Origin of the sequence: Hongsoonwoonella zoysiae (assembly GCF_013266695.1) — a bacterium.
Taxonomy (GTDB): Bacteria; Pseudomonadota; Alphaproteobacteria; order Rhizobiales; family Stappiaceae; genus Hongsoonwoonella; species Hongsoonwoonella zoysiae.
Genome location: NZ_JABRXF010000003.1, coordinates 149666 through 170769 on the forward strand (window position 1 = coordinate 149666; position 21104 = coordinate 170769).

A 21104-nucleotide genomic window follows, 5' to 3' on the forward strand; every position below is an offset into this window, starting at 1 on the left:
GTGACAATTCAGCCACATCAACCTGAGTAAGAAATTGTGATTTTCTGGAAACGATTTCGGCCGAACCAAATTGTAGCCCGCTGACTTTGAAAATAAAAATCCCTCTTGCAGCCGACGCCCGGTCAAAGGTATCTCCGGAATTGAAAACTGCTTCATGAAACCGTGGCAAGCCGATAATACTTCTTGGGTTTTCCTCATTAACGATCTCTTAGCTTTAACGAGACGTTAATCGTTTTGATTCAATTTTAGTCGTCAGGGTCCGGCCTTATATCGTTTCGGTCGATTTTATGAGGCAACCCCCAAGCGACCCAGTCCCCGCGTATCGGTCCGGTGTGCTCCTTGTCGAAAAAAACCATCTATTCGGACAGCGTGGTGTCCCTTTCCGAAGGTTCCGGCGGATCGCGCAAATCCCGCACGTTGCTTGCGGCTTGCGAGCTTTACGTTTCCATGGGAAGCCACGACAGGACGGAGCGTGCGATCTTCGCCGAGCTTGCCCGTCAGCTTCTTCCCGAAACCAATACGGAGGACAGGCGGCGCATATCCGAACTTCTCGCCACTGCACAAGAGGCACCGCCCGAAACGCTTCGCGCCCTGGCGCGGGATGAAGATCCCGTCGTCGCGGCGCCGATCCTTGCCGCGTCCGAAGGTTTGAGCGACTGCGATCTCGTCGCCGCCCTGGGGCGCGGTCCCGAAGGTTTGCGACGGCTGATCGCAGCCCGGCCAGCGCTTTCCGAGCCCGTGGTCACAGCGTTTTTCTCCACAGCCGATGCCGAAACCCTGGAAATGCTTCTGGATCGCGGTGACATCTCCATATCCAGCGATGCTCTTCTTGTCCTTGAGAACCGGCCGGACGTGTGGCGCCGGTTAGCTCCGCGCCTCACAGCTCTGAAAGCGTTGCCGGCAAGCCTCCTTTTCGCTTCGTTTCCCGATCTCGATCATGCCGGCAGGATGGAGGCGATCGCCGCTGCGGAAACTCGCGCGCTGGCGGAACTTGCACGCAAGAAGAAACCGAATACGCTTCAAACCGCCTTCAAGCCGGCGGTGCTTCACGATCTGGTCGCCGCCGCCCTTTCCGGCGGCGTCGCGGCATTCGCGGCGAACCTTGCTTACGCGCTGGCGCTCCCGGCGGATCTGGCGGCGCAGATCGTTGACGATACCGGGGGTGAAACGCTCGTGATCTGCCTGCGCGCCCTCGGCCTGAAGGATGAGGATGCCGCCCGCGTGCTCGTAAGGCTTTACGGGGCAAAACGTTCGCTCGACGATCTGCGCTCCCTGCTTGCACTCTTCGACAGGCTGACGCCGCGCGCGGCCACCATCATCGTATCTGCATGGAATGAAAACGCACTCGCCCCCCAGCCCGACCGGGCAATAGCGCAGGCGCCGTCCCACACGCCGCAATTCAGCGGTGCCGCGCGTGGCGATACCGCGCTGAAGCCGCGCCCCGCCCTGCCGGACAATGCACGCAAGTCCCGCCGCACCGGTTGACCCTGCAGCCTTTCTCTTTCTCCACGGTCCGCTACCTGACGGCGACGCCGAGCAGCCCGGCCGCGCGAATGATATGGGCAATCCTCATCTCATGCTTACCGGGAAAGAGGCAGAGCTCAACCAGATGGCCCTGGTCGCCGGTTCTGCGGGCGCATTCGAGCGAGCCTTGGGCCGCCGTCCCCTCTTCCGAAAATTCGGGTTTGGGCGAAAAGAGCTCGATCGCCGTCAGGACATCGCCCTGCCTGGCGTCCTTGATCGCCTGGCCATGCAAGGGAACGATCCGATCGTTCAAGCCGTGGTAGTGAATGATATTCGCCCGACCCGACGGGCAGGAAGACGGAACCGGCGCCCAGAAAGTGCCCGACATCGGCACGAAACCAGCGGCCTTGTCCGCACGGTAACAGGCCAGATACCAGACCATCATCGCGCCAGAGGAAAACCCCGTGACGATGGTCCTCGACCTGTCGACGCCGAAGCGCCTCGACAGATCCTCAAACAGCGCGTCGAAATAGGCCAGTTCGTCGACACCCTCCAGCCGGTCGTCACTCGGGATATTGGGAATGTTCCATTCCGGTCCGGCCGCCTGGGCTGCGGCGAAAACCACGCCCAGCCGGTCCGCCAGGCCGGCAAGCGCTTCATTGCGCATTACGTTTTCGGCTTTGCCGCGATAGCCATGCACATAGACGATCGCCCCTTGAGGGCGAGCCCGGTCGAAGCCTTCCGGAAGGCGCACGCGATAGTTGCGCTCTCCCAGCATGCAGGGCTGCCCGGCTCCGCATGCCTGCGCTTCAAGCTTGAAAGACACGGCCAACACAAGGCTTGCCGCAAATAGGACCAAAATCGCAAAGGTTCGCCGCAACATCCGCAAGGCTCCCGCGTTTGGCAATGATACCATAACGCCGGAGCCGCGCCCGCTTCAGATGCTGTCCAGAAACGACCTGCCTTCGCGGTCCTCGATTTCGACGACCCAAAAGTCGGGGTCTATGCGCGCTTCGCGCTTGAGTTTTTCGTCGATCTTGTCCTGCGTAGCGCCTTCGATCAGCTTTTCGAACACACGCCCGCCCGTGTCGTGGCCTTCCATCATCGATTGGGGAGCAGGCCCATAGAGGTCGTATGTATCGTCAAGCCGATCGACCACGACGAAGATCGCGCCCGCCTCGAAGGCGCCGCGCCGGCGCACGACGGCATAGGCGCCTTCCTTGTGACAGCGGCGCACATGGGCGCTCACCCAGAAATCGGATGTAAGCCGCATGGCCGGCCGCAACCTCCGCTTCGAGAATCAAAGAATATGCCGGATCGAGGTCTATCGCGGATCGCCGGGCGGCGAAAGCGCCCAGCCGTCTAGTGGTTTGATCCCAACATTTGCATCTCCCTGCCGCAAGCTCGGTTGCAAATGTTGGAATCGTTAAAACCACTAGCTAGATATTTATTTCTAGTGGATCTTTTTGATTTTGACATTTGATTGAGAGCCCAACTGCGAACCGGTATCAAATGTCAAAATCGATCCACTAGCTTGCGCCCGCTCATGCGCTCAAGTTCCTGCCTCACGCGGTCGTTCAACGAGCCGGTGATCGGCAAGCCCCGGTCGAGTTCGAAGCGGCGGATGGCGCTTGCCGTTTGGTCGCCCATCACGCCGTCGATGGCGAGCGGGCCATAGCCAAGGTCCGCGAGGGCGGATTGAACCTTGAGGATGCGCGCATCGCCTTCCCGCTGGCTCTGAGGTTTCGGCACGCCGGCGGAGCCTGTAGTCGCGCTTCGCGGAATGTCGCCGGGCGGCAGCGGCGTTCCGCCGGTTGCCGGGGCGCTTTGCGGCACAGGCACGATATCGCCGGAAGGCAGCCCCTCACTCGGTTCGCCCGTATCCAGCGCCAGGCGGGCGACGAGCGCTGCCGATATCGTGCCCGTATCCGGAAGAGAGCGGGAACGCTGATAGGCCCTGACGGCGCGGTCGGTCGCCGGCCCCTTTATCCCGTCAAGCAACCCTTCGTAGAAGCCGAGGCGCCGCAGCTCCAGTTGCGCGTCGTGGACGAGCAGCGAATAGGCCGGCTTTGGCGGGTTTTGCGCCTTTTGCGCCTCAAGCGGCGCCGCATCGCGCGTGGAAAATAGCGGAGCGGGGTGCGGCTCGGACTGGAAGCTCGTGGCATTGGCGATGATGATGCCTCCCGTCAGCAGCATGACGAGCCAGCCGCCGGCAACCACCGGATTGTCAAAAACGATGCTCGTGACGCCGGCTTCTTCGTTCAGTTCCGCAAGATCGGCCGAAGAGCGCTTGTTGCGGTTCGTGCGAGCGTTCGAATTCGGGGTACGGCGGGCCATGGGCGCTTACTCCGTCACGCGATCTTGCGCGCCGGCGCGGGACGCTCTCCAGGCGTTGCCGCCTCGTCTTCGGCCTCATACCACGGCAGCCGAACGGAGACGGTCGTGCCCTTGCCGAGCCGGCTATCGAACTCCACCGCGCCGCCATGAAGTTCCGCAAGACCCTTGACGACCGACAGTCCGAGGCCGGTGCCTTCATGCGCGCGGTCGTAGCCGGAATTCGCCTGGAAAAACGGCATGCCAAGCCGCTCCAGGTCGTCCCTAGCGATGCCGATGCCCCTGTCGCGCACGCGCATGACCAGGTGGTCGCGTTCGCGGCGGGCGGTTACGACGACCGTACTGCCCGCATCGGAGAATTTCACCGCGTTCGAAAGAAGGTTCAGCAGGATCTGCTTGCAGGCACGCTTGTCGGCCGAAAACTCCTGCAAGGATTTCGGCACGTCGGAAACAAGCTCGATTTCCTTCCTGTCGGCCTCGCCCCGCATCATACGCACGCAGGCCTCCATCGTTTCGGGAAGATCGAAAGGTTCCACGACTAGGTCGAAATTTCCCGTCTCGATCTTCGACATGTCGAGGATGTCGTTGACCACCTGCAGGAGATGGCGCCCGGAATCGTGGATCAGGTCGATGTATTCGCCGCTTTTTTCCGCGTTCTGCATCAGATGCGGCGAATTCCTGAGCAGGTCCGAAAAGCCGATGATCGCATTGAGCGGCGTGCGCAATTCATGGCTGACATTGGCGAGAAACCGCGTCTTGGCGGCACTTGCCGCCTCCGCTTCCTCGCGCGCTTCGGCAAGCATCGCCTCATTCGCCTTGCGGTCGGAGATATCGCGGCATACGGCCACGACATCACCTTCCACGCCCGGCACCGCCCGATCGACGGAGCGTGCGTTCATCTCCAGCCAGAGATATTCGCAATGCCCATCGGCCGATGCGGGCGAACCACGGCGCACGCGGAACTCGATCCTGGCTCGCTCGCCGGATCTCGCCGCATCCGAGATCGCCTTGAGAAACGCCGGCCTGTCAGCCACGTGCACGCGGGAGAATAGCCCCTTTCCCATCACTTCGCGGCGCGCAACGCCGACGACGGATTGCACGGAGGGAGAAACGAACTGAACCGCGCCGTCGGCGGTATGGAGCGAGATCACATCGGTCACATTTTCCGCGACCAGCCAGTATTTAGCCTCCCTCTCGTGCAACAACATCCTTCCGCGCCGGTTGTCCCAGTCGATCCTGAGCGCAAGCACGCCGGCATAGGCAAGGGCCGCCGCACCCGCCACCGCCTCCAGCGCCGCTTGCGAAATTTCCGTGCCGGGAAACGCGAAACGCGGGAGGCCTGCGGGATCGATCATCGCAAGCCCCGCCACGATCCCGGCGGAAACACCGGCAACGATACCGATCACCTTGCGCGAGCCCGAGAGCGCGGCTTCCAGCGGCGCGATCGCCAGCCAAAGCAGCGCGAAGGATTCGATCCCACCGGTCAGGGCTGCCATCGCGCCGATGAATGCGGCAAACAGAAGGGCCGACGCCAGATGCGCCGTGGCGATCGAGCCCGAGCGCGACAGGAACATAGCGACGGGAATTTGCGCGATCAGCCAGGCAAGCGCGAGCGTAACGGGGAGCGTGATCGGGCCGAAGAGGGCAAGCGTGAGCGGAAGGAGCACGAGCGCGGCGATCCCGCCGGCAAGGTTGGCGAGGATGAACGCCCTGTGCCTTTCGAATTCGCGCCGGTCGCCCGCCGCATCGGGATGCACCAGAGTGTCGATCACCCGGTTTGCCGGCCTCAGGATTTCGGTTACGCGCAACATGACTATCCGATCCGCGGGCAATGATCGCTCATCGGGAGCATTCATCGCCCATATTCTTTTGACCCATAGTCACAACAACGACTTAAGGAACGATGAAGCCGGGGCGCCAGGCCCGGAATTCCCCGCTTTTCCTCAATTTTCCGGCAAAAACCTTATCGGTTGGAAATCGAATAAAATTTGAATCGAATTTTCAGAAAATACGCCAAGTATTTGAATCGAATTGCCATGCCGGGACAAACCCGGTCTTTCGATGTGTCTGCCTATGGTGTCTTCATAACGAGCACCGCCGCCTTTGATGAGGAACGAGCGGAGCCGGCAAAGACGTCAGACTGAAAGCAAGGGCTGCACATCATGTTTTTCCTTCTTCGAACGGCATTCTGGATCGGCCTCGTCATTCTTCTGCTTCCCATCGACACCGGATCGGAAGACGATGGCCCTGTCGGCGTTTCGCCGTGGCAGGCGCTGAGCGCCGCGCAATCGACGGTGAGCGACATTTCCTCCTTCTGCACCCGCAATCCCGGCGCTTGCGAAACCGGCGGACAGGCCTTGAGGACTTTTGGCGCCAAGGCGAGGGAGAGCGCGCGTCTGGTCTATGAATATCTGGATGAAGGCGCTTCGCCCGAGTTGCCGGACAACACGCTTACGACAGGAAGCACCGGCACGCTTACGGCCGATGACCTTGCGCCGCAATGGGTGGGGCCAATACCTTCGCAACCCGCTTCCACCCCTGCCTTCGAGCCTGAGGCCGCAAAGCTCGCGCCGCAAGCACCCGTGGCCCTTCCGCAGCCGAAACCGCTGAACCGCAACGCGTAATCAAGGTGATGGATCTTTGCCCCGGTCGTTTGACGGCTGGTAATCCGACTGGGCGGATCTTTCCGCCACGCCGCAGGCGGCCATGCCCTTGCCGCTTGCGGCGCCTTTCTTTTTCCCGATCCGTAAAGAGAGAACGAGAGGCGTGCCGGTTTGCATCGCGCCTCGCGAAGGCTATATGTCTCAGCGAATGAACTGAAAGGGTAATGCGCGCCATGGCGACGCCTCTCGACGAAATACTGGAAAATTTCGAGTTCCTCGACGATTGGGAGGACCGTTATCGTTATGTGATCGAGCTTGGGCGCACACTGCCGGAATTTTCGGAAGAAGACCGCACCGAGGAAAACAAGGTGCGCGGCTGCGTCTCGCAGGTCTGGCTGACCCGCTCGGTCGACCGCGGCGCCAACGGCGAACCTGTAATCACTTACAAGGGCGACAGCGATGCGCATATCGTTCGCGGGCTCGTGGCGATCGTCCTTGCCGTTTTTTCCGGCCATAACGCAAGTGAGATCCTCGACACGGATATCGACGGAATTTTTAACAAGATCGGGCTTCGGGAGCATTTGACGCCGCAGCGCTCGAACGGGCTGACGGCCATGGTCGAAAGGATTCGCGACGACGCGCGCTCCGCGCTCGCCGCCGCATGAGGGGAAAGTCCCCGGCTTAGATTTTCAAACCATAGTGACGGGCAAGCCGGTCGAGCGCGAGCGTGAGAACGATCTTTGCCGATCGCGCCGGCCATCGGCGTTCCCGCTCGACCGACTCAAGCCCCTTGAGATAGCAGCACACGTCGACGAGAACCCCGGAAAGTTCCGGCCCTACCTCTTCAAGCGCCCGCTCCACCCGCGCACGGGCGTCCATCGCGGCATCGCTCAGGTCGATGGCGCCGCCCGTTTTTCCGCCCTCCCTTGCCTGCGCCCCCCAGGCTTGCGTTGCAATATCCGGGCGGATCCGCCCGAATTCGTGGTCCCGGCGCAGTCGTTCGCCGGCCTCGAACTGCGGTCCGTCCACCATCGGCTTTCCATTGCGTGTCTTCCGGTAATGAAGCCACGCCAGCGGGCTTTCCTTCAGGTTCACGCGCAAGGTTTCATGGCCGCCATCGCGATTGCGGATCGTCAGGGCCATTCGTTCTTGATGTTGTTCCTGAAAACCGTCCCCGCCCGAAAGCGCGCGTTTCAGCCAGGCTTTGCCGGCTGTGGAAAGGCGGACTTTCCCTCCTCCGGCATCTTCCAGAAGGTCGGCGGCCTTCAGCGCGGCAATCGTGCCCGCGCCGAAAGTGATTCCCCGAGCCGCGCCTGATACCGCTCTCAGGCGATCACCGTCACTGCCGCATTCGCAGATCTGTGGCCCGCCCGCGAGCCGCTTCAACACGCGACGGACCGTCCCGGTATCCGTTTTGTTCAACCGGCCCGCGCCGCGGTTGATACCACCTTCAGCCATTGCCGCCCTGCCCGGCGCGTTCAGCCGCGCTCAACCGCGAAAACCCGGACTGAATCGCGGCTTCCAGCGCCGCGAGCCGCTTGTCGAATGCCGGGTCGTCACGCCTGTCCTCGATCAAACGGCACGCATAGGCCGCCGTCGTCCGGTCGCGCCCAAACCGCCGGCCCACATCCGTAAGCGTCAGCCCCGCGACGACATGAGCAAGATACATCGCGACCTGGCGTGCAAAGGCAACCTCAGCCTTTCCCCGCGAGGAAATCCGCAATCCTTCCCGTGGCACTTCGAAGACGGCCATGACGCATCCTTCGATGATCGGCAGGATGTCGCAATCGTGACGAACCTGCCCCGGCCCGTGGCTGCACTCCGCAATTGCAAGTGGCATTCTTCCAAACTCCATGCGTGAATATGATTATTTTCCTATTTTTATGTCAATGCCGACATGGCGGGGATAAATGCCCTGTCGATATCCTCTGATGCCGGGAAATTCCCACCTTCACGGGTTGAGCGAAAATCATCGCATGACCCAGGAAACTCACGCCCACGCCGGAAGCACCGGCTGCCCGCCCTCCAGCTTGAGCGACGTTGAGATGCAGGCGCTTTACCTGCGCCTGACGGAAAGGCTTCTCCCCGGCCTCCACGGTGACCGGGCGTCCCTCCCTTTCAGCAAGGAGTTACTGAAGCGCGATCGAAAACTTCTTCAATTAGCCCATGACAACGAAAGGCGGCGTGGCATTGCCGGCCATTGGACCTTTGATCCGAACAGGCTGATCGCGCTCCGCCAGGCAGTCGCGCTTGCCAGCACGCTCGCCCGGAAGCTTGAAAAAACGATTTGAGAAAAGAAAAACCGCCGCGCATTGCTGCGCAGCGGCCAAAATTGGAACAAGAAGAAGCGTTGGCTTACTTGCCGCGCTTGCGCTGCTGGCCAAGGCCCATCTTCTTGGCAAGCTCCGAACGCGCGGCCGCGTAATTGGGAGCGACCATCGGATAATCCGCCGGCAGGCCCCACTTGTCGCGATATTCTTCCGGCGTCATGTCGTAATGCGTACGCAGGTGCCGCTTGAGCGACTTGAACTTCTTGCCGTCTTCCAGGCAGACGATGTAGTCCGGCGTAACCGACTTCTTCACCGGAACGGCCGGCTTCAGCGGCTCCGGCTCCGGCTCGCTTACGCTGCCGCTCGTGCGCTGAAGCGCCTGATGCACCTCGTTGATGAGGCCGGCAAGATCCGTGGATGCAACGGTGTTGTTGCTGACATAAGCGGCAACAATATCGGCCGTGAGATCGATGAGGTTGTCATCGGCAGCAGCGGCGTCGCTCATTTTTTCACCTGTCTTTTCTACTTGTGTCATTTCGATTCAGGCCCGATGAAGCCTTCGCTTTTTCAATGATGTGAAATACAGGTGCGTAACCTGATCATCGAATGCGTATGTTTCATTCAGGCAAAACTCAAGGCCCGTATATAAATTAGCAAATTCCACGGAACAAGCCGAAAATCGTAGATTACGGATGGTATCTTGGAAAATACCGCCGAATTGATACCAAGAACTCAAAGATTTTACGGCTTTCAGATAGATTCAATCGAGAGTAACCCTGTTTTCCAAGCAAATTCACCGCGAATCGGATGCTGACAAAAATTTTAAAGTTTGTGAATAAACTTGCGCAAGACGGCGTTCAATCGGCCTCTTTCGCCTTTCCATCCTTGGCAAGTTCATCAATTTTCGTATCCGCGCAAGGCTTGTATCCAACCTCATAGGCCGCTTTTGCCAGCAGGTGTGCGGCAACCGGCGCGGTAAGCAGAAAGAACACGACCCCCGCGGCCGCGCGCGTGATCACGTCCAGTTGATGGGCGTGAAGGGCAAGCGCGATGAGCATCAGCCCCGAACCGAGCGTGCCGGCCTTCGACGCGGCATGCATGCGCATGTAGACGTCCTTCAGGCGGATGATCCCGATCGATGCGACGAGACAGAAGAGCGCGCCGATGACAAGCACGATCCCGACAAGCGTTTCATAGACGGCGATCATAGACCGGCCTCCCTACGCGCTTCGCTTTCGCCCACCTCGTTCATGATGGTCTTGTCGCCGGCAAGCCCGCGGTTGCGCACGAAACGGGCGAAGGCGACGGTCGCCAGAAAGCCGACGAGGCCAAGCGCGATGGCGATGTCGATATAAAGGAAATAATCGGTCTGAACGCCGATGGCGGCGATGAAGCCGATGCCCACGGCGACCAGCATGTCGAGCGCGACGATCCGGTCCGGCAGCGACGGCCCCTTCACGAAGCGAAAGACGATCAGGAAGAAGGAAAGGCTCAGGAGGACGAGCGAAACCCTGATGCAAACATCGAGAAAGGATCCGGTGAACCCCAATATTTCGATCATCGGAAGGCCTCCAGGATCTTGCGCTCGAACCCGTTCTTGATGTCGTCGATCGTCGCCTGCGGATCCGGCACATCGATGCAATGCACATAAAGCATCTTGCGGTCGTTCGAAACGTCGACCGACAGCGTACCCGGCGTCAGGGTGATCAAGTTGGCGAGCATCGTGATTTCGAAATCCCGGTCCACCGTCAGTGGATAGGCGATGATGCCGGGCTCAAGGTCGATCTTCGGGCGCAGCACGATCGCCGCCACCCTGAGGGCCGACAGCACGAGCTCGTAGATGAAGGTGAGCGCCAGGTTTCCCACCCTGTAGGCGCGCGAGAAATACCCTCCTGTACCGACCTGTTCCCGGATGAGATAGAGCGCGACGGAACCGAGTGCGAAGCCGAAGCCGAGGTTGACGAGCTCGAAGCTGCCCGTCACCGCGCCCCAGGCGAGCGACAAGAGGATGTTGATGAGAAACAAACCGGTCATAGGCTGTCTCCGAAGACCGAACGGACGTAGCCGATCGGATCGACCATGCTGGTGGCGCCGCGCCCCGTGACCTGGAACATGGGCTCCGGCACGACCCCCATGAAGACGACGAGCGCAAGCAAGACCCCGAGCGGCAGCCAGACGACGGGGCGAGCAAGGCCTGGCGCCGCAACCAGCGCACCCGCGCCGGCCGTACCGTCGGGCGTTCCCTCCGGCCCGCCTCGCCAGAATGCGAAGACCCAGACACGTCCGACCGCGATGGAGGTGAGAAGGCCGGTTGCGAGAATGCTCGCGGCGATCCACACATGCCCCGTCGTGATCGCGGCTTCGACCAGGATCACCTTCGGCCAGAAGCCGGAGAAGGGCGGCAAGCCGGCAACCGCGAAGGCGAGCACCAGGAAAACGGCGGCGAACGCCGGGCTCGCAGCGTAAAGCCCGCCGAGTTCCCGCAATGAATAGGACCCTCCCATGGCGCTCATGACGCCGGCCGCCATATACAGCGCCGTCATCACGACGATGGAGTGGATCGCGTAGAAGATCGTACCCGCGAGCGCCGGCGTCGTGCCGATGGCAAGACCGGCCAGCATCGATCCGATGCCGGAAATCACGAGATAGCCGAACAGCCTGCGCACATCCGTCTGGGCGAGCGCGCCGAAAACGCCGGTCAGCATGGTGGCGATGGCCACCAGCGCGATCAGATCTTCAAGCTGGAAGCGCGCTTCCGGCATGAGGACGACGAAGATGCGTAAAAGCGCATAGACGCCGACCTTGGTCAAAAGCCCCGCGAAGACAGCGGAGACGACGATGCGCGGCGTGTGGTAGGAGGCCGGCAGCCAGAAGTTCACAGGGAAGGCGGCCGCCTTCATCGCGAAGGCCAGGAAATAAAGCACCGCGATCGTTGCGATCGGCCCGTCAATGCCGAATTGGCGCGTCTTGATGGCTATATCCGCCATGTTGAGCGTGCCGTAAAGGCCGTAGAGCAGGCCCGTCGCCAGCAGGAAAAGCGTGGTGGCGATGATGTTCAAAAGTGCGTATTTGACCGCGCCGTCGAGCTGCGCCTGCTCGTTGCCGAGCACCAGCAGCCCGAAGGAGGCGATCAGCAGCACCTCGAACCAGACATAGAGGTTGAAAATGTCGCCGGTCAGAAACGCGCCGCACACACCGGTCATCAGCAGGAGAAGGAACGGGTAGAACCCGTAGCGCCGACCACTGCCGTCGACATCGAGAATCCCGTAGACGCCAGCCGAAAAGGCCACCAGCGAGGCCACGAAGGCAAGGGCCGCTCCCGTCAGGTCCGCGGTGAACGCGATGCCGAAGGGCGGCAGCCAGCGGCCCATCACCATGGTGATGACGCCCTTGTCGAGAACGTGCAGGAAAAGCCCGCCCGTCGCGAACACGAGCAGCGCCAGGAAAAGAACGCCGATGCGCGGCTGGGCGGCTGTGTCCTTGCGCATCATCAGGCAGATAGCGCCGCCTAGGATCGTGAGGACCGTCGGCGCGACGATCAGCCAGTCGGCCGGGGAAACCGGCGCGACGATCATCGCGTTTGAAATGTCGACGCTTTCGCTCAAGACGGCCATGTTCAGTACCCTTGCGGCGGTGCGGGCTCGCCGGCCGGCTCTGCCACGCGCATTTCGTTCGCGTCATCCGTGCCCAGTTCCTGGTAGGAGCGGAAGGCAAGCACCAGAAGAAACGCGAAGAAGGAAAAGGAAATCACAATCGCGGTGAGGATCAGCGCCTGGGGCAGCGGATTTGCCGTCTGCTCGAGCGGAGTGACGGCCCCTTCCGGAATCACCGGCGGCACTTCGCGCGTCAGCCTGCCGGCGGTGAAGATCAGGAGGTTCACCGCGTTGCCGAGGATTGCGATGCCCAGCATGATGCGCACGATCTGCCGCGACATCAAAAGGTAGACGCTGACGGCGAAGAAAAGACCGATCAGCACGGAAAGACCAGCTTCCATCAGTCGCTCTCCCTTTCCTCAAGCGCCAGCGCGATCGACGAAATGGCGCCGACCACGACGAAATAAACGCCGACGTCGAAGATGAGCGGCGTCGAAAGCGGGATCTCGACGCCGAAGATATGGATGTACCACCACTGGCTGGTCATGAAGGGCTGGCGCATGAAAAGCGACGGCAGCCCGGAAAGGCCGGCGATAAAAAGTCCGAAGGCGGAAAGCGACATCGGATGGAAGATGATCGCCCGGCGCACCGCCGCCACACCGCAGGCGATACCGTAGATCGCGAAGGCCGATGCGGCGATCAGCCCGCCGATGAAGCCGCCTCCCGGCTCATTGTGGCCGCGCAGAAGCACGAAGACCGAGAAAAGCACCATCAGCGCGGAAAGATAGGGGGCGATAGTGCGGAAGATGACGGTTCTCACTTCGCCGCCTCCAGTTCCTTGGGCTGTTCCGTTTTCGCCGGACCGGTGTCTTTCCCCGTTTCAGGCGGTCTTCGTTTCGGCCTCACGCGAATGAGCGCCAGCACCGCAAGGCCGGTCACCATGACCACGGAAATCTCACCCAGCGTATCGATGCCGCGGAAGTCGACGAGGATGACGTTGACGATGTTGCGTCCGTGGGCGATCGCATTGGCGTAATCGGCGAAGAAAACCGACAGGCGCGGATCGAACGGCAGTTCGGTGATGCGCATCAGCACGGTCGCGAAGCCGAAGCCGACGGCGATCGCGACCGCGCCGTCGAAAAGCTGGTGACCCGGCTTGCGGTGGTCGCGTGGCGCAAGGTTCAGCCGCGTCATGACGAGGGCGAGGATGACGACGGAAAGCGTCTCGACCATGAACTGCGTGAACGAAAGGTCGGGCGCGCCAAAGAGCATGAAGATCACCGCGACCGCAAAGCCCTGGATGCCGAGCGAGACGATCGCCGTCAGCCTGGTCTTGGCGATCAGCACGGCGATGAGACCCGCCACCGCGACGATGAGGATGCCCCACTCGTAGAAACGGAATTCCGGCACGGCGAAGTTTTGCGGCCATGCGCCGGCAAGATAGGTCGGCACGAGAAGGGCAAGGGCGGTGATGATGAATGTCATCACCATATAAACCTGCAGCTTGCCGGCCTGCACGAAGCGCGTGACTACGGTCGAAAAGCGCACGATTGCCGAAATCGCCTGGTCGAAGCCCTTGTCCGGCCCCCAGCCGATCGCCGTCAGAGCGCCCGTCATCATGGCGCGCAAGGCATCGAGCCTCAGGTAAAGCAGGATGCCGAGCGCGATCGTCGCGATGGAAAGATAAAGCGGCGCGCCGATATGCGTCGGCACGAGATGCAGGTCGATCTCCTCGAAATTGCCGATGATGGAGCTGACGGTCGGTCCGACGAAATATTCGCCGGTCGTGTGGGCGACGAGCGCGGCCACAAGGCCCGTCACCGATAGGACAACCGGCCCGGCGTAAAGCAGGATCGGGCCTTCATGCGCATGCTTGGGCGTGTCCACCTTCTCGCCCAGGAAGGGGCGGAGCGCCACGGCGGCCGCGATCACCAGCATGAGGGCATTGCCGATCACCGCGGTCACGGTCAGCACAAGCGCGCCGGACGGTGCGTTCCAAATGCCTTCGTAAAGATATTCCTTGGCGATGAAGCCGATGAACGGCGGCAGACCCGCCATGGAAAGTGCGGCAAGGCAAGCGGCGGCGAAGGTGATGGGCATTGCCCCGCGCAAGCCTCCAAGCTTCGTGATGTCGCGCGTGCCCGCCTCGTGATCGACCGTGCCGGCCACCATGAAGAGCGCCCCCTTGAAGAGCGAATGTGCCAGCAGGTAAAGCGCCGCCCCCTCGATCGCCTTGTCGAGGCTTGTTCCGGTCAGCATGACGAGAAGGCCGAGCGAGGCGACCGTCGTATAGGCGAGCATCAGCTTCAGGTCGGTCTGGCGCACGGCGAGCAACGTGCCGATGATCAGCGTCGCCCCGCCGAAAAGGGGAAGGATCGTCGTCCACAGCACCGTATCGCCCAGGACCGGCTGCATGCGCATGAGCAGGTAGACACCGGCCTTCACCATGGTCGCGGAATGCAGGTAGGCGGAAACGGGCGTCGGCGCCTCCATGGCGTTCGCCAGCCAGAAGTGAAACGGGAATTGGGCCGACTTCGTGAAGGCCCCGCCGAGCACCAGGATCAGCACTGCGGCATAGGCCGGGCTTTGGCGCAGGATATCGTCGCCGGCAAGAACGGCGGACATATTGGCCTCGCCCGTCAGCGACATGATCAAGAGGAAGCCTGCAAGCAGCGCCAGCCCGCCGCCGCCAGTCACGACAAGCGCCTGAAGTGCTGCACGCCGCGAGGCCATGCGCAGGTGGTCGAAGCCGATCAGCAGGAACGATGTGATCGACGTCAATTCCCAGAAGACGAAGAGCGTGATCAGGTTGTCGGCGGTCACAAGCCCCAGCATCGAGCCCATGAACATGAACATGAAGGAGAAGAACCGCCCGTGGTGGGGGTGCCCCTTCAGGTAACCGCCGGAATAGAGAATGATGAAGGTGCCGATGCCCGAAATGAGAAGCGCGAACAGCGTCGACAGGCCGTCGAGGTAGAACGACAGGGTGACGCCGTAGGTCGGCGCCCAGTCCATCGACGGCGTGAAGGTTTGCCCATGCGCGATCGCACCCACGAAGCCGGCGAAATGCATGAAGACAAAAGCCGGCACCAGCGCCAGCGGCCACGCGGCATTATGCTTGAATATCCGGACCAGGGAAGGCGCGATCACGGCCGCCGCGAACGGGGCCAGAACGGCGTAGACAGTCGCCTCGGATCCGGAAAGTGGCATAAGCTACCCCTGGAAGCATTCGGCGCACCTCGAATCGGGCACGCTTTTGATTATCGTTGTTTATCGTTCGGTCATCGCTGAGGGTCTGGACCCATAAAATTGACGGAAATGGTATGGGCCGATTTGATCGGATACAAGAAGCAAGAGCGCAGGAAACCGGGCTGGTTTTCAAGATCTTGCGACACAGCAGCCGGCCAAATCGGCCATATCTTCCAGACACCGGAACGGCTTCGACCTGCTTCGTCAAAGCGCTTGAACGGGTGGCCGACCCGCTCCGCGCACTTCTCCTTGCATCTCTTCGCCGTTTCAGGTGCCATTTGCATCAATTTTATGGATCCAGACCCTAGTCACGTGTGACATATAGACGAGTTCGCGCCCGGGCAAGTGGATACCGACCGTCATTCATCGCAGACACGACTTTTCCGCGCAACTTTGAGGACTTTGGAGGCAGGTTCGACAAATTTCCGCGCATTCGCGCCCAAAGGCGCATACGCGTATGTGATCGGCACCGTTTGCACCACGTGATAATCTTGCCGTGTCGGCGATCAACCTCTTCCAACCTTTCAAGATTTCGTCATGAACCCGTTTTCGCTCTTGCTGTCGCGCTTGCGCTCGCTACTTCTGCCCTCACAAACATCGATTTCCCCACGAGGAGGCACCATGAACAACCCGCAAAACACGCCGAAGGTGGTCAAATCCGACGAGGAATGGCGCGAGATCCTGTCTCCCGATCAGTACCGCATCCTGCGCCAGTCCGGCACGGAGCGTCCTTTTACCGGCCCCTTCCTCGACAACCACAAGCCGGGCCTCTACTCCTGCGCGGGCTGCGGGCAGGAGCTTTTCCGCTCCAACGCGAAGTTCGATTCGCACTGCGGCTGGCCGAGCTTCTTCGAACCCGCCTCTCCCGGGGCGATGGTGGAGTTGCGCGACACCTCCCACGGCATGATCCGCACCGAGATCCGCTGCTCGGGTTGCGACGGGCACCTCGGCCACGTCTTCCCGGACGGACCGAAACCGACGGGCATGCGCTACTGCATCAACGGTCACGCGCTCACCTTCGATCAGGACGGCTGAGCAAAGCCGCTTGTTCGACGTCTCAAAGCGCCGGCACGATCTGCCGGCGCTTTTCTTTTGGCGGAACTGGTTCTTCAATAGCGCCGCCGAATATGGAAACTCGAGCCCGATTTCCTTGACAGCCCATGCAGGTTGTCGGACCTTCCACTGCCGATTGATATTGTCCGACAATTTGCCCCGGTTCCTTGCACCCTGGAGACAGTCTTGTCCGTTCATGCGCAAGCCCCCGCGCCGCAGGCGCCCCTTGTCGACGGTCCCTACGCCTGGTTTCGCCTGGCGATAGCGATCCTTCTGTCGACGGTGGGCAGCGTGGGCATGTGGGCCGTGGTGGTGGTGCTGCCGTCCGTTCAGGCCGAATTCGGGGTGGACCGGGCCGACGCCTCGGTGCCCTACACCGCGACGATGATCGGCTTTGCCCTCGGCAACCTCGTCGTCGGGCGCTGGGTGGACCGCTTCGGCATCATGCCGCCGTTGATCGGGGCCGCATTCGCGCTCGGCGCGGGCTTCATGCTCGCCTCCGTAAGCGGCGATATCTGGCAGTTCGCAATCATCCAGGGTGTGCTTATCGGCATAGGAACGTCGGCCACATTCGGCCCGCTGATCGCCGATGTCTCGCACTGGTTCCACAAGCGCCGCGGCATTGCCGTTGCCGCGACCGCTTGCGGCAATTACCTGGCGGGCGCCATCTGGCCGACGCTTATCCAGTACGGCATGGCGGAAGGCGGCTGGCGCTACAGCTATTTCGCGATTGGCGTTGCCTGTATCGCGCTCATGGTTCCGCTTGCCCTGCTCCTGCGCCGGCGCCTGCCGGAAGAAGAGATCGACATTTCGCCGAGCGGCGCCATCAACCTGAGGCCCGTGGCGTCGATTTCCTTTTCCCCGCGGACGCTTCAGATGCTGCTCGGCGTAGCGGGGCTTGGCTGTTGCGTGGCCATGTCCATGCCGCAGGTCCATATCGTCGCGCTTTGCGTCGACCTTGGCTACGGCGTTGCGCGCGGCGCGGAAATGCTGTCGCTGATGCTCGCCGGCGGCATCGTCAGCCGTCTCGTTTCCGGCGCCCTTGCCGACAGGATCGGCGGCGTGAAGACGCTGCTTCTCGGTTCCGTCCTTCAGTGCCTGGCCCTTTTCGCCTATCTGCCATTCGACGGTCTGGTCTCGCTTTATGTCGTCTCGCTGATCTTCGGCCTCGCCCAGGGCGGCATCGTGCCGAGCTACGCCATCATCGTGCGTGAGTATCTGCCCGCGCGCGAGGCGGGCCAGCGGGTCGGCTTCGTCATCATGGCGACGATCTTCGGCATGGCGCTCGGCGGCTGGCTCTCGGGCCTGATCTATGACCTGACGGGCTCTTATGAAGCCGCTTTCCTGAACGGTATCGCCTGGAATTTCCTGAATATCGGCATCATGGCGATCCTGCTTTTCAAGACGCGCAAGCCGCGCGCTGCTGCCATGGCCTGACCAAGGCTGCGCGGCCTTCACAATCCCTCGCGCCGGGCATGCCACGCTTGCCTAAGTCGGGTGGAGCCCCTAAGTCGGGATCATGCTCGACAGGAAAGATCCCCCCCGCGCAGAGAAGCGCCCGGTCACCGCCGAATATCACGGCATCCCGAAAACCGACGATTACGCCTGGCTGCGTGCCGGGAACTGGCAGGAGGTCATGCGCGATCCCGCCGTTCTCGACGCCGGTATCCGGGCGTATCTGGAGGCAGAGAACGCCTGGCTCGACGCCGGCATGGCGGACACGCAAGCGCTTCAGGAAACGCTCTTCGCCGAAATGAAGGGCCGCATCAAGGAGGACGACAGCTCCGTCCCCTCGCCCGATGGCCCCTTTGCCTATGCCATTCGCTACGTGGAAGGCGGCCAGCATCCGAAGCTCGTGCGCTCGCCCCGCGACGGCGGCGGTGAAACCGTCCTGATCGACGGCGACAGGGAGGCCGAAGGCAAGGCCTATTTCCGGCTTGCCGGTGCCATGCATTCGCCCGACCATTCGAAGCTTGCCTGGGCCTATGACGACAAGGGCTCGGAGTTTTTCACGCTCCGAATTCGCGACCTTTCGACGGGCGAAGATATCGCCGACGTGATCGAGGACACCGGCGGTGGCGGCGTCTGGTCCGCGGACGGTCGCTACGTCTTCTACATCCGGCTCGATGAAAACCACCGTCCCTCGAAACTTTTCCGGCACGAGGTCGGAACCGGTACTGACGCGGATGTGCTCGTCTATGAAGAACCCGACGCCGGTTTCTTCATGAGCGTGGGCAAGACGCAATCTGGCCGTTTCATCGTCATCGACAGTCATGACCACGAAACCTCGGAAACCCGCCTGATCCCGGCGGACGATCCGACCGCCGAACCCCGCCTCGTCGCCCCGCGCCTCCAGGCGGAGGAATATTCGCTCGACGACAATGGCAATACGCTCTTTATCCTGACGAATTCAGGCGGAGCTGAGGATTTCAGGATCGTCACCGCACCTCTGTCCGATCCGTCGCGTGAAAACTGGACGGATCTCGTCGCCCACAAGCAGGGCCGCCTGATCCTCTCCATGACCCTTTACAAGGATCACATGGTGCGCCTTGAGCGCGAAGACGGCCTGCCGCGCATCGTCGTCCACCGCCTTGCCGACGGTGCGGAACATGCGATCGCCTTCGACGAGGAAGCCTATTCGCTGGGTGTTTCCGACGGTTACGAGTTCGACACGACGACGATCCGCTTCACCTATTCGTCGATGACGACGCCTTCCCGGGTCTATGATTACGACGTGGAGACGCGCGAGCGGACCTTGCGCAAGGAGCAGGAGGTTCCCTCCGGCCATGATCCCAGTGCCTATGTTACCCGCCGCGTGCATGCCCCTGCGAAGGATGGCGAAACGGTGCCGGTCTCGCTTCTTTACCGCAAGGATACGCCGCTTGACGGGTCGGCCCCCTGCCTTCTTTACGGTTACGGCTCCTATGGAATCTCGATCCCGGCGAGCTTCAACACCAACTGCCTGTCACTGGTCGATCGCGGCTTCGTCTATGCCATCGCCCACATTCGCGGCGGCAAGGACAAGGGCTACCGCTGGTATGCCGATGGGCGGCGGGAGAAGAAGAAAAACACCTTCACCGATTTCATCGCCGCCGCCGACTATCTGGCGAAGGAACACTTCACCTCCCCGGACAGGATCGTGGCGCAGGGCGGGTCTGCCGGCGGCATGCTGATGGGTGCCGTCGCCAACATGGCCCCGGAGAAATTCGGCGGCCTCATCGCCGAGGTTCCCTTCGTGGACGTGCTCGACACCATGCTTGACGACACGCTGCCCCTCACCCCGCCGGAATGGCCGGAGTGGGGCAACCCGATCGCCGACAAGGCGGCGTTCGAGTATATCGCCAGCTATTCGCCCTACGATAACGTAAGCGCCATGGCCTATCCGGCCATCCTTGCCGTGGGCGGGCTCACGGACCCGCGCGTAACCTATTGGGAGCCGGCGAAATGGGTGGCGAAGCTGCGTGAGTTCAAGACAAACGACACGCCGCTTTACCTCAAGACCAATATGGAAGCCGGCCACGGCGGCGCATCGGGGCGCTTCGACCGGTTGAAGGAAGTCGCGCTCAACTACGCCTTCGCGTTGAAGGTGGCCGGCAAGATTTGAGGGCATCGCGCCGATCCGGCGGCGTGGCGGATGCGTAGACCGAACGACAAACAATTGGAGGTCGTTCGATGAAGCCGCTCCGCCGCGCTGTTCTTGCCGCGATCCCGCTCCTTGCGTTTTCAGACAGCGCGGCTTTCGCCTCCGCCGGCCCGTTGAAGCTGGAGGAGTTCTTTCGCGGCAAAACCGTCGGCAAGGGCGTCTTCGAAAGCCGCATCGCTGGCGTGAAGCGCGAGTTCACGGTCATCACGACCGGCACCTGGAACCCGAAAACCTTCACCCTTCGCCTGCGCGAGGATTTCCGCTACGCCGACGGCGAGCGCGACACCAAGGTGTGGTTTTTCCAGAAAGTAGCGGAAGATCGCTACATCGGCCAGCGTTCGGACGTCTTCAGCCCGACGAACGTTCGCACTGTCGGTAACGACCTCAAGTTCTCCTACGCCGCCGAGGTCGAAACCAGGGACGGTACTATAGCGCTGCGGTTCAACGATACGCTGACGCGCGTGGAGCCGGGAGTCGTTCGCAATACGGCACGCGTCGTCAAATACGGCCTCACAATCGGCACCGTCGATCTCACGTTCCGCAAGTCGCGGTAGGCACGCGGCGGCAGGCTCAGGCGCTCTTGCAGGTCTTGATGCCCAGAAGCGTATAGGCCGGGCACCAGCCGACAGCCGCGGTGCCAATCGCGACAACGCCGATCCAGCCGATCCACTTCCAGGTGATATCCGCCGGCCCGAGCACCGCGAAAAGCACGAGCGCAATGCCCGCTATCACGCGAAGGATACGGTCGGTCGAGCCCATGTTGGTCGTCATCGAAAAGTCTCCGTGCACATTGGATCAGGCAGACGGGACAGCCCGCTGCTTTGTTTGTTTCGATATTATGAAAACAAGGGCTCCTGTCAGTGATCCAGATCAAACGGATCAGGCCTCGCTTTTC

The 21104-nt window shown here is 61.5% G+C and carries 23 protein-coding genes; 8 read left to right on the forward strand and 15 right to left on the reverse strand.

All coding sequences use genetic code 11. From position 1 onward, the window contains the following. The first annotated feature begins 339 nt into the window (after positions 1–339). Positions 340–1485: a DUF2336 domain-containing protein gene (locus tag HPQ64_RS17095; RefSeq protein ID WP_172889813.1), complete on the forward strand. Its 1146-nt coding sequence runs from the start codon at positions 340–342 to the stop codon at positions 1483–1485. A gap of 31 nt (positions 1486–1516) precedes the next feature. On the opposite strand, the gene HPQ64_RS17100 is transcribed toward HPQ64_RS17095, so the two are convergent. The 4 genes from HPQ64_RS17100 to HPQ64_RS17115 all read right to left on the reverse strand — a co-directional run bounded on the left by HPQ64_RS17100 (position 1517) and on the right by HPQ64_RS17115 (position 5609). Beyond that, the gene (locus HPQ64_RS17100; RefSeq protein ID WP_343036081.1) at positions 1517–2290 is read right to left on the reverse strand and encodes a CE1 family esterase; all 774 of its coding nucleotides are present in this window, start codon (positions 2288–2290) and stop codon (positions 1517–1519) included. Between the two features lie 111 nt (positions 2291–2401). After that, the gene (locus HPQ64_RS17105) at positions 2402–2737 is read right to left on the reverse strand and encodes a DUF1491 family protein (RefSeq protein ID WP_172889817.1); all 336 of its coding nucleotides are present in this window, start codon (positions 2735–2737) and stop codon (positions 2402–2404) included. A gap of 242 nt (positions 2738–2979) precedes the next feature. Beyond that, entirely contained in the window at positions 2980–3801 is an 822-nt protein-coding gene (locus HPQ64_RS17110) for a peptidoglycan-binding domain-containing protein (protein WP_172889819.1), read from the reverse strand. Positions 3802–3815: 14 nt separating this feature from the next. After that, entirely contained in the window at positions 3816–5609 is a 1794-nt protein-coding gene (locus tag HPQ64_RS17115; protein ID WP_172889821.1) for a sensor histidine kinase, read from the reverse strand. Positions 5610–5960: 351 nt separating this feature from the next. Here HPQ64_RS17115 and HPQ64_RS17120 point away from each other — a divergent pair, with 351 nt between their 5' ends. Together HPQ64_RS17120 and HPQ64_RS17125 are read left to right on the forward strand one after the other, a co-directional pair. Then, the gene (locus HPQ64_RS17120) at positions 5961–6422 is read left to right on the forward strand and encodes a DUF5330 domain-containing protein (protein ID WP_172889823.1); all 462 of its coding nucleotides are present in this window, start codon (positions 5961–5963) and stop codon (positions 6420–6422) included. A 212-nt stretch (positions 6423–6634) separates the two neighbouring features. Then, on the forward strand, positions 6635–7066 hold the full coding sequence (locus HPQ64_RS17125; RefSeq protein WP_172889825.1) for a SufE family protein: 432 nt from the start codon (positions 6635–6637) through the stop codon (positions 7064–7066). Positions 7067–7082: 16 nt separating this feature from the next. Here HPQ64_RS17125 and HPQ64_RS17130 read toward each other — a convergent pair whose 3' ends face one another. Then, entirely contained in the window at positions 7083–7859 is a 777-nt protein-coding gene (locus tag HPQ64_RS17130; protein ID WP_172889827.1) for a DUF6456 domain-containing protein, read from the reverse strand. After that, complete coding sequence (locus HPQ64_RS17135) at positions 7852–8241, reverse strand: helix-turn-helix domain-containing protein (protein ID WP_172889828.1); 390 nt, start codon at positions 8239–8241, stop codon at positions 7852–7854. The genes HPQ64_RS17130 and HPQ64_RS17135 overlap by 8 nt, the downstream gene beginning before the upstream one ends. 205 nt (positions 8242–8446) lie before the next feature. Here HPQ64_RS17135 and HPQ64_RS17140 point away from each other — a divergent pair, with 205 nt between their 5' ends. Next, the gene (locus HPQ64_RS17140) at positions 8447–8692 is read left to right on the forward strand and encodes a hypothetical protein (RefSeq protein WP_172889830.1); all 246 of its coding nucleotides are present in this window, start codon (positions 8447–8449) and stop codon (positions 8690–8692) included. A gap of 64 nt (positions 8693–8756) precedes the next feature. Here HPQ64_RS17140 and HPQ64_RS17145 read toward each other — a convergent pair whose 3' ends face one another. The 8 genes from HPQ64_RS17145 to HPQ64_RS17180 all read right to left on the reverse strand — a co-directional run bounded on the left by HPQ64_RS17145 (position 8757) and on the right by HPQ64_RS17180 (position 15474). Beyond that, positions 8757–9176, reverse strand: a complete 420-nt coding sequence (locus tag HPQ64_RS17145) for a Ros/MucR family transcriptional regulator (protein WP_172889832.1) — start codon at positions 9174–9176, stop codon at positions 8757–8759. Positions 9177–9528: 352 nt separating this feature from the next. Further along, positions 9529–9879, reverse strand: a complete 351-nt coding sequence (gene mnhG / locus HPQ64_RS17150; RefSeq protein WP_172889833.1) for a monovalent cation/H(+) antiporter subunit G — start codon at positions 9877–9879, stop codon at positions 9529–9531. Continuing rightward, positions 9876–10232, reverse strand: coding sequence for a cation:proton antiporter (locus HPQ64_RS17155; RefSeq protein ID WP_172889834.1), 357 nt, complete (start codon positions 10230–10232; stop codon positions 9876–9878). Before HPQ64_RS17155 ends, mnhG begins: the two co-directional genes overlap by 4 nt. Beyond that, positions 10229–10705: a Na+/H+ antiporter subunit E gene (locus tag HPQ64_RS17160; protein WP_172889835.1), complete on the reverse strand. Its 477-nt coding sequence runs from the start codon at positions 10703–10705 to the stop codon at positions 10229–10231. The genes HPQ64_RS17155 and HPQ64_RS17160 overlap by 4 nt, the downstream gene beginning before the upstream one ends. Next, positions 10702–12285, reverse strand: coding sequence for a Na+/H+ antiporter subunit D (locus HPQ64_RS17165; protein ID WP_172889836.1), 1584 nt, complete (start codon positions 12283–12285; stop codon positions 10702–10704). Before HPQ64_RS17165 ends, HPQ64_RS17160 begins: the two co-directional genes overlap by 4 nt. Positions 12286–12287: 2 nt before the next feature. Next, positions 12288–12665, reverse strand: a complete 378-nt coding sequence (locus HPQ64_RS17170; RefSeq protein ID WP_172889837.1) for a Na+/H+ antiporter subunit C — start codon at positions 12663–12665, stop codon at positions 12288–12290. Continuing rightward, complete coding sequence (locus HPQ64_RS17175) at positions 12665–13084, reverse strand: Na+/H+ antiporter subunit B (RefSeq protein ID WP_172889839.1); 420 nt, start codon at positions 13082–13084, stop codon at positions 12665–12667. Before HPQ64_RS17175 ends, HPQ64_RS17170 begins: the two co-directional genes overlap by 1 nt. Then, on the reverse strand, positions 13081–15474 hold the full coding sequence (locus HPQ64_RS17180) for a putative monovalent cation/H+ antiporter subunit A (protein ID WP_172889841.1): 2394 nt from the start codon (positions 15472–15474) through the stop codon (positions 13081–13083). The genes HPQ64_RS17175 and HPQ64_RS17180 overlap by 4 nt, the downstream gene beginning before the upstream one ends. Positions 15475–16134: 660 nt before the next feature. Between HPQ64_RS17180 and msrB the strand changes: the two genes are divergently transcribed. The 4 genes from msrB (at position 16135) to HPQ64_RS17200 (ending at position 20763) form a co-directional block, all read left to right on the forward strand. Next, positions 16135–16548 carry a peptide-methionine (R)-S-oxide reductase MsrB gene (msrB, locus tag HPQ64_RS17185; RefSeq protein ID WP_210260351.1) on the forward strand — a complete coding sequence of 138 codons (414 nt, stop codon included), beginning with the start codon at positions 16135–16137 and terminating at the stop codon, positions 16546–16548. Between the two features lie 204 nt (positions 16549–16752). Next, a complete protein-coding gene (locus tag HPQ64_RS17190) occupies positions 16753–18003 on the forward strand; it encodes an MFS transporter (protein ID WP_246270776.1) in 1251 nt (416 codons plus the stop codon). Positions 18004–18085: 82 nt separating this feature from the next. Then, positions 18086–20170 (forward strand): S9 family peptidase, encoded by a 2085-nt coding sequence (locus HPQ64_RS17195; RefSeq protein WP_172889845.1) that lies wholly within the window; start codon positions 18086–18088, stop codon positions 20168–20170. Between the two features lie 68 nt (positions 20171–20238). Next, the gene (locus HPQ64_RS17200; RefSeq protein WP_172889847.1) at positions 20239–20763 is read left to right on the forward strand and encodes a DUF3833 family protein; all 525 of its coding nucleotides are present in this window, start codon (positions 20239–20241) and stop codon (positions 20761–20763) included. 16 nt (positions 20764–20779) lie between these two features. Here HPQ64_RS17200 and HPQ64_RS17205 read toward each other — a convergent pair whose 3' ends face one another. Next, positions 20780–20980 carry a YgaP family membrane protein gene (locus tag HPQ64_RS17205; RefSeq protein WP_172889849.1) on the reverse strand — a complete coding sequence of 67 codons (201 nt, stop codon included), beginning with the start codon at positions 20978–20980 and terminating at the stop codon, positions 20780–20782. Positions 20981–21104: the final 124 nt, after the last annotated feature.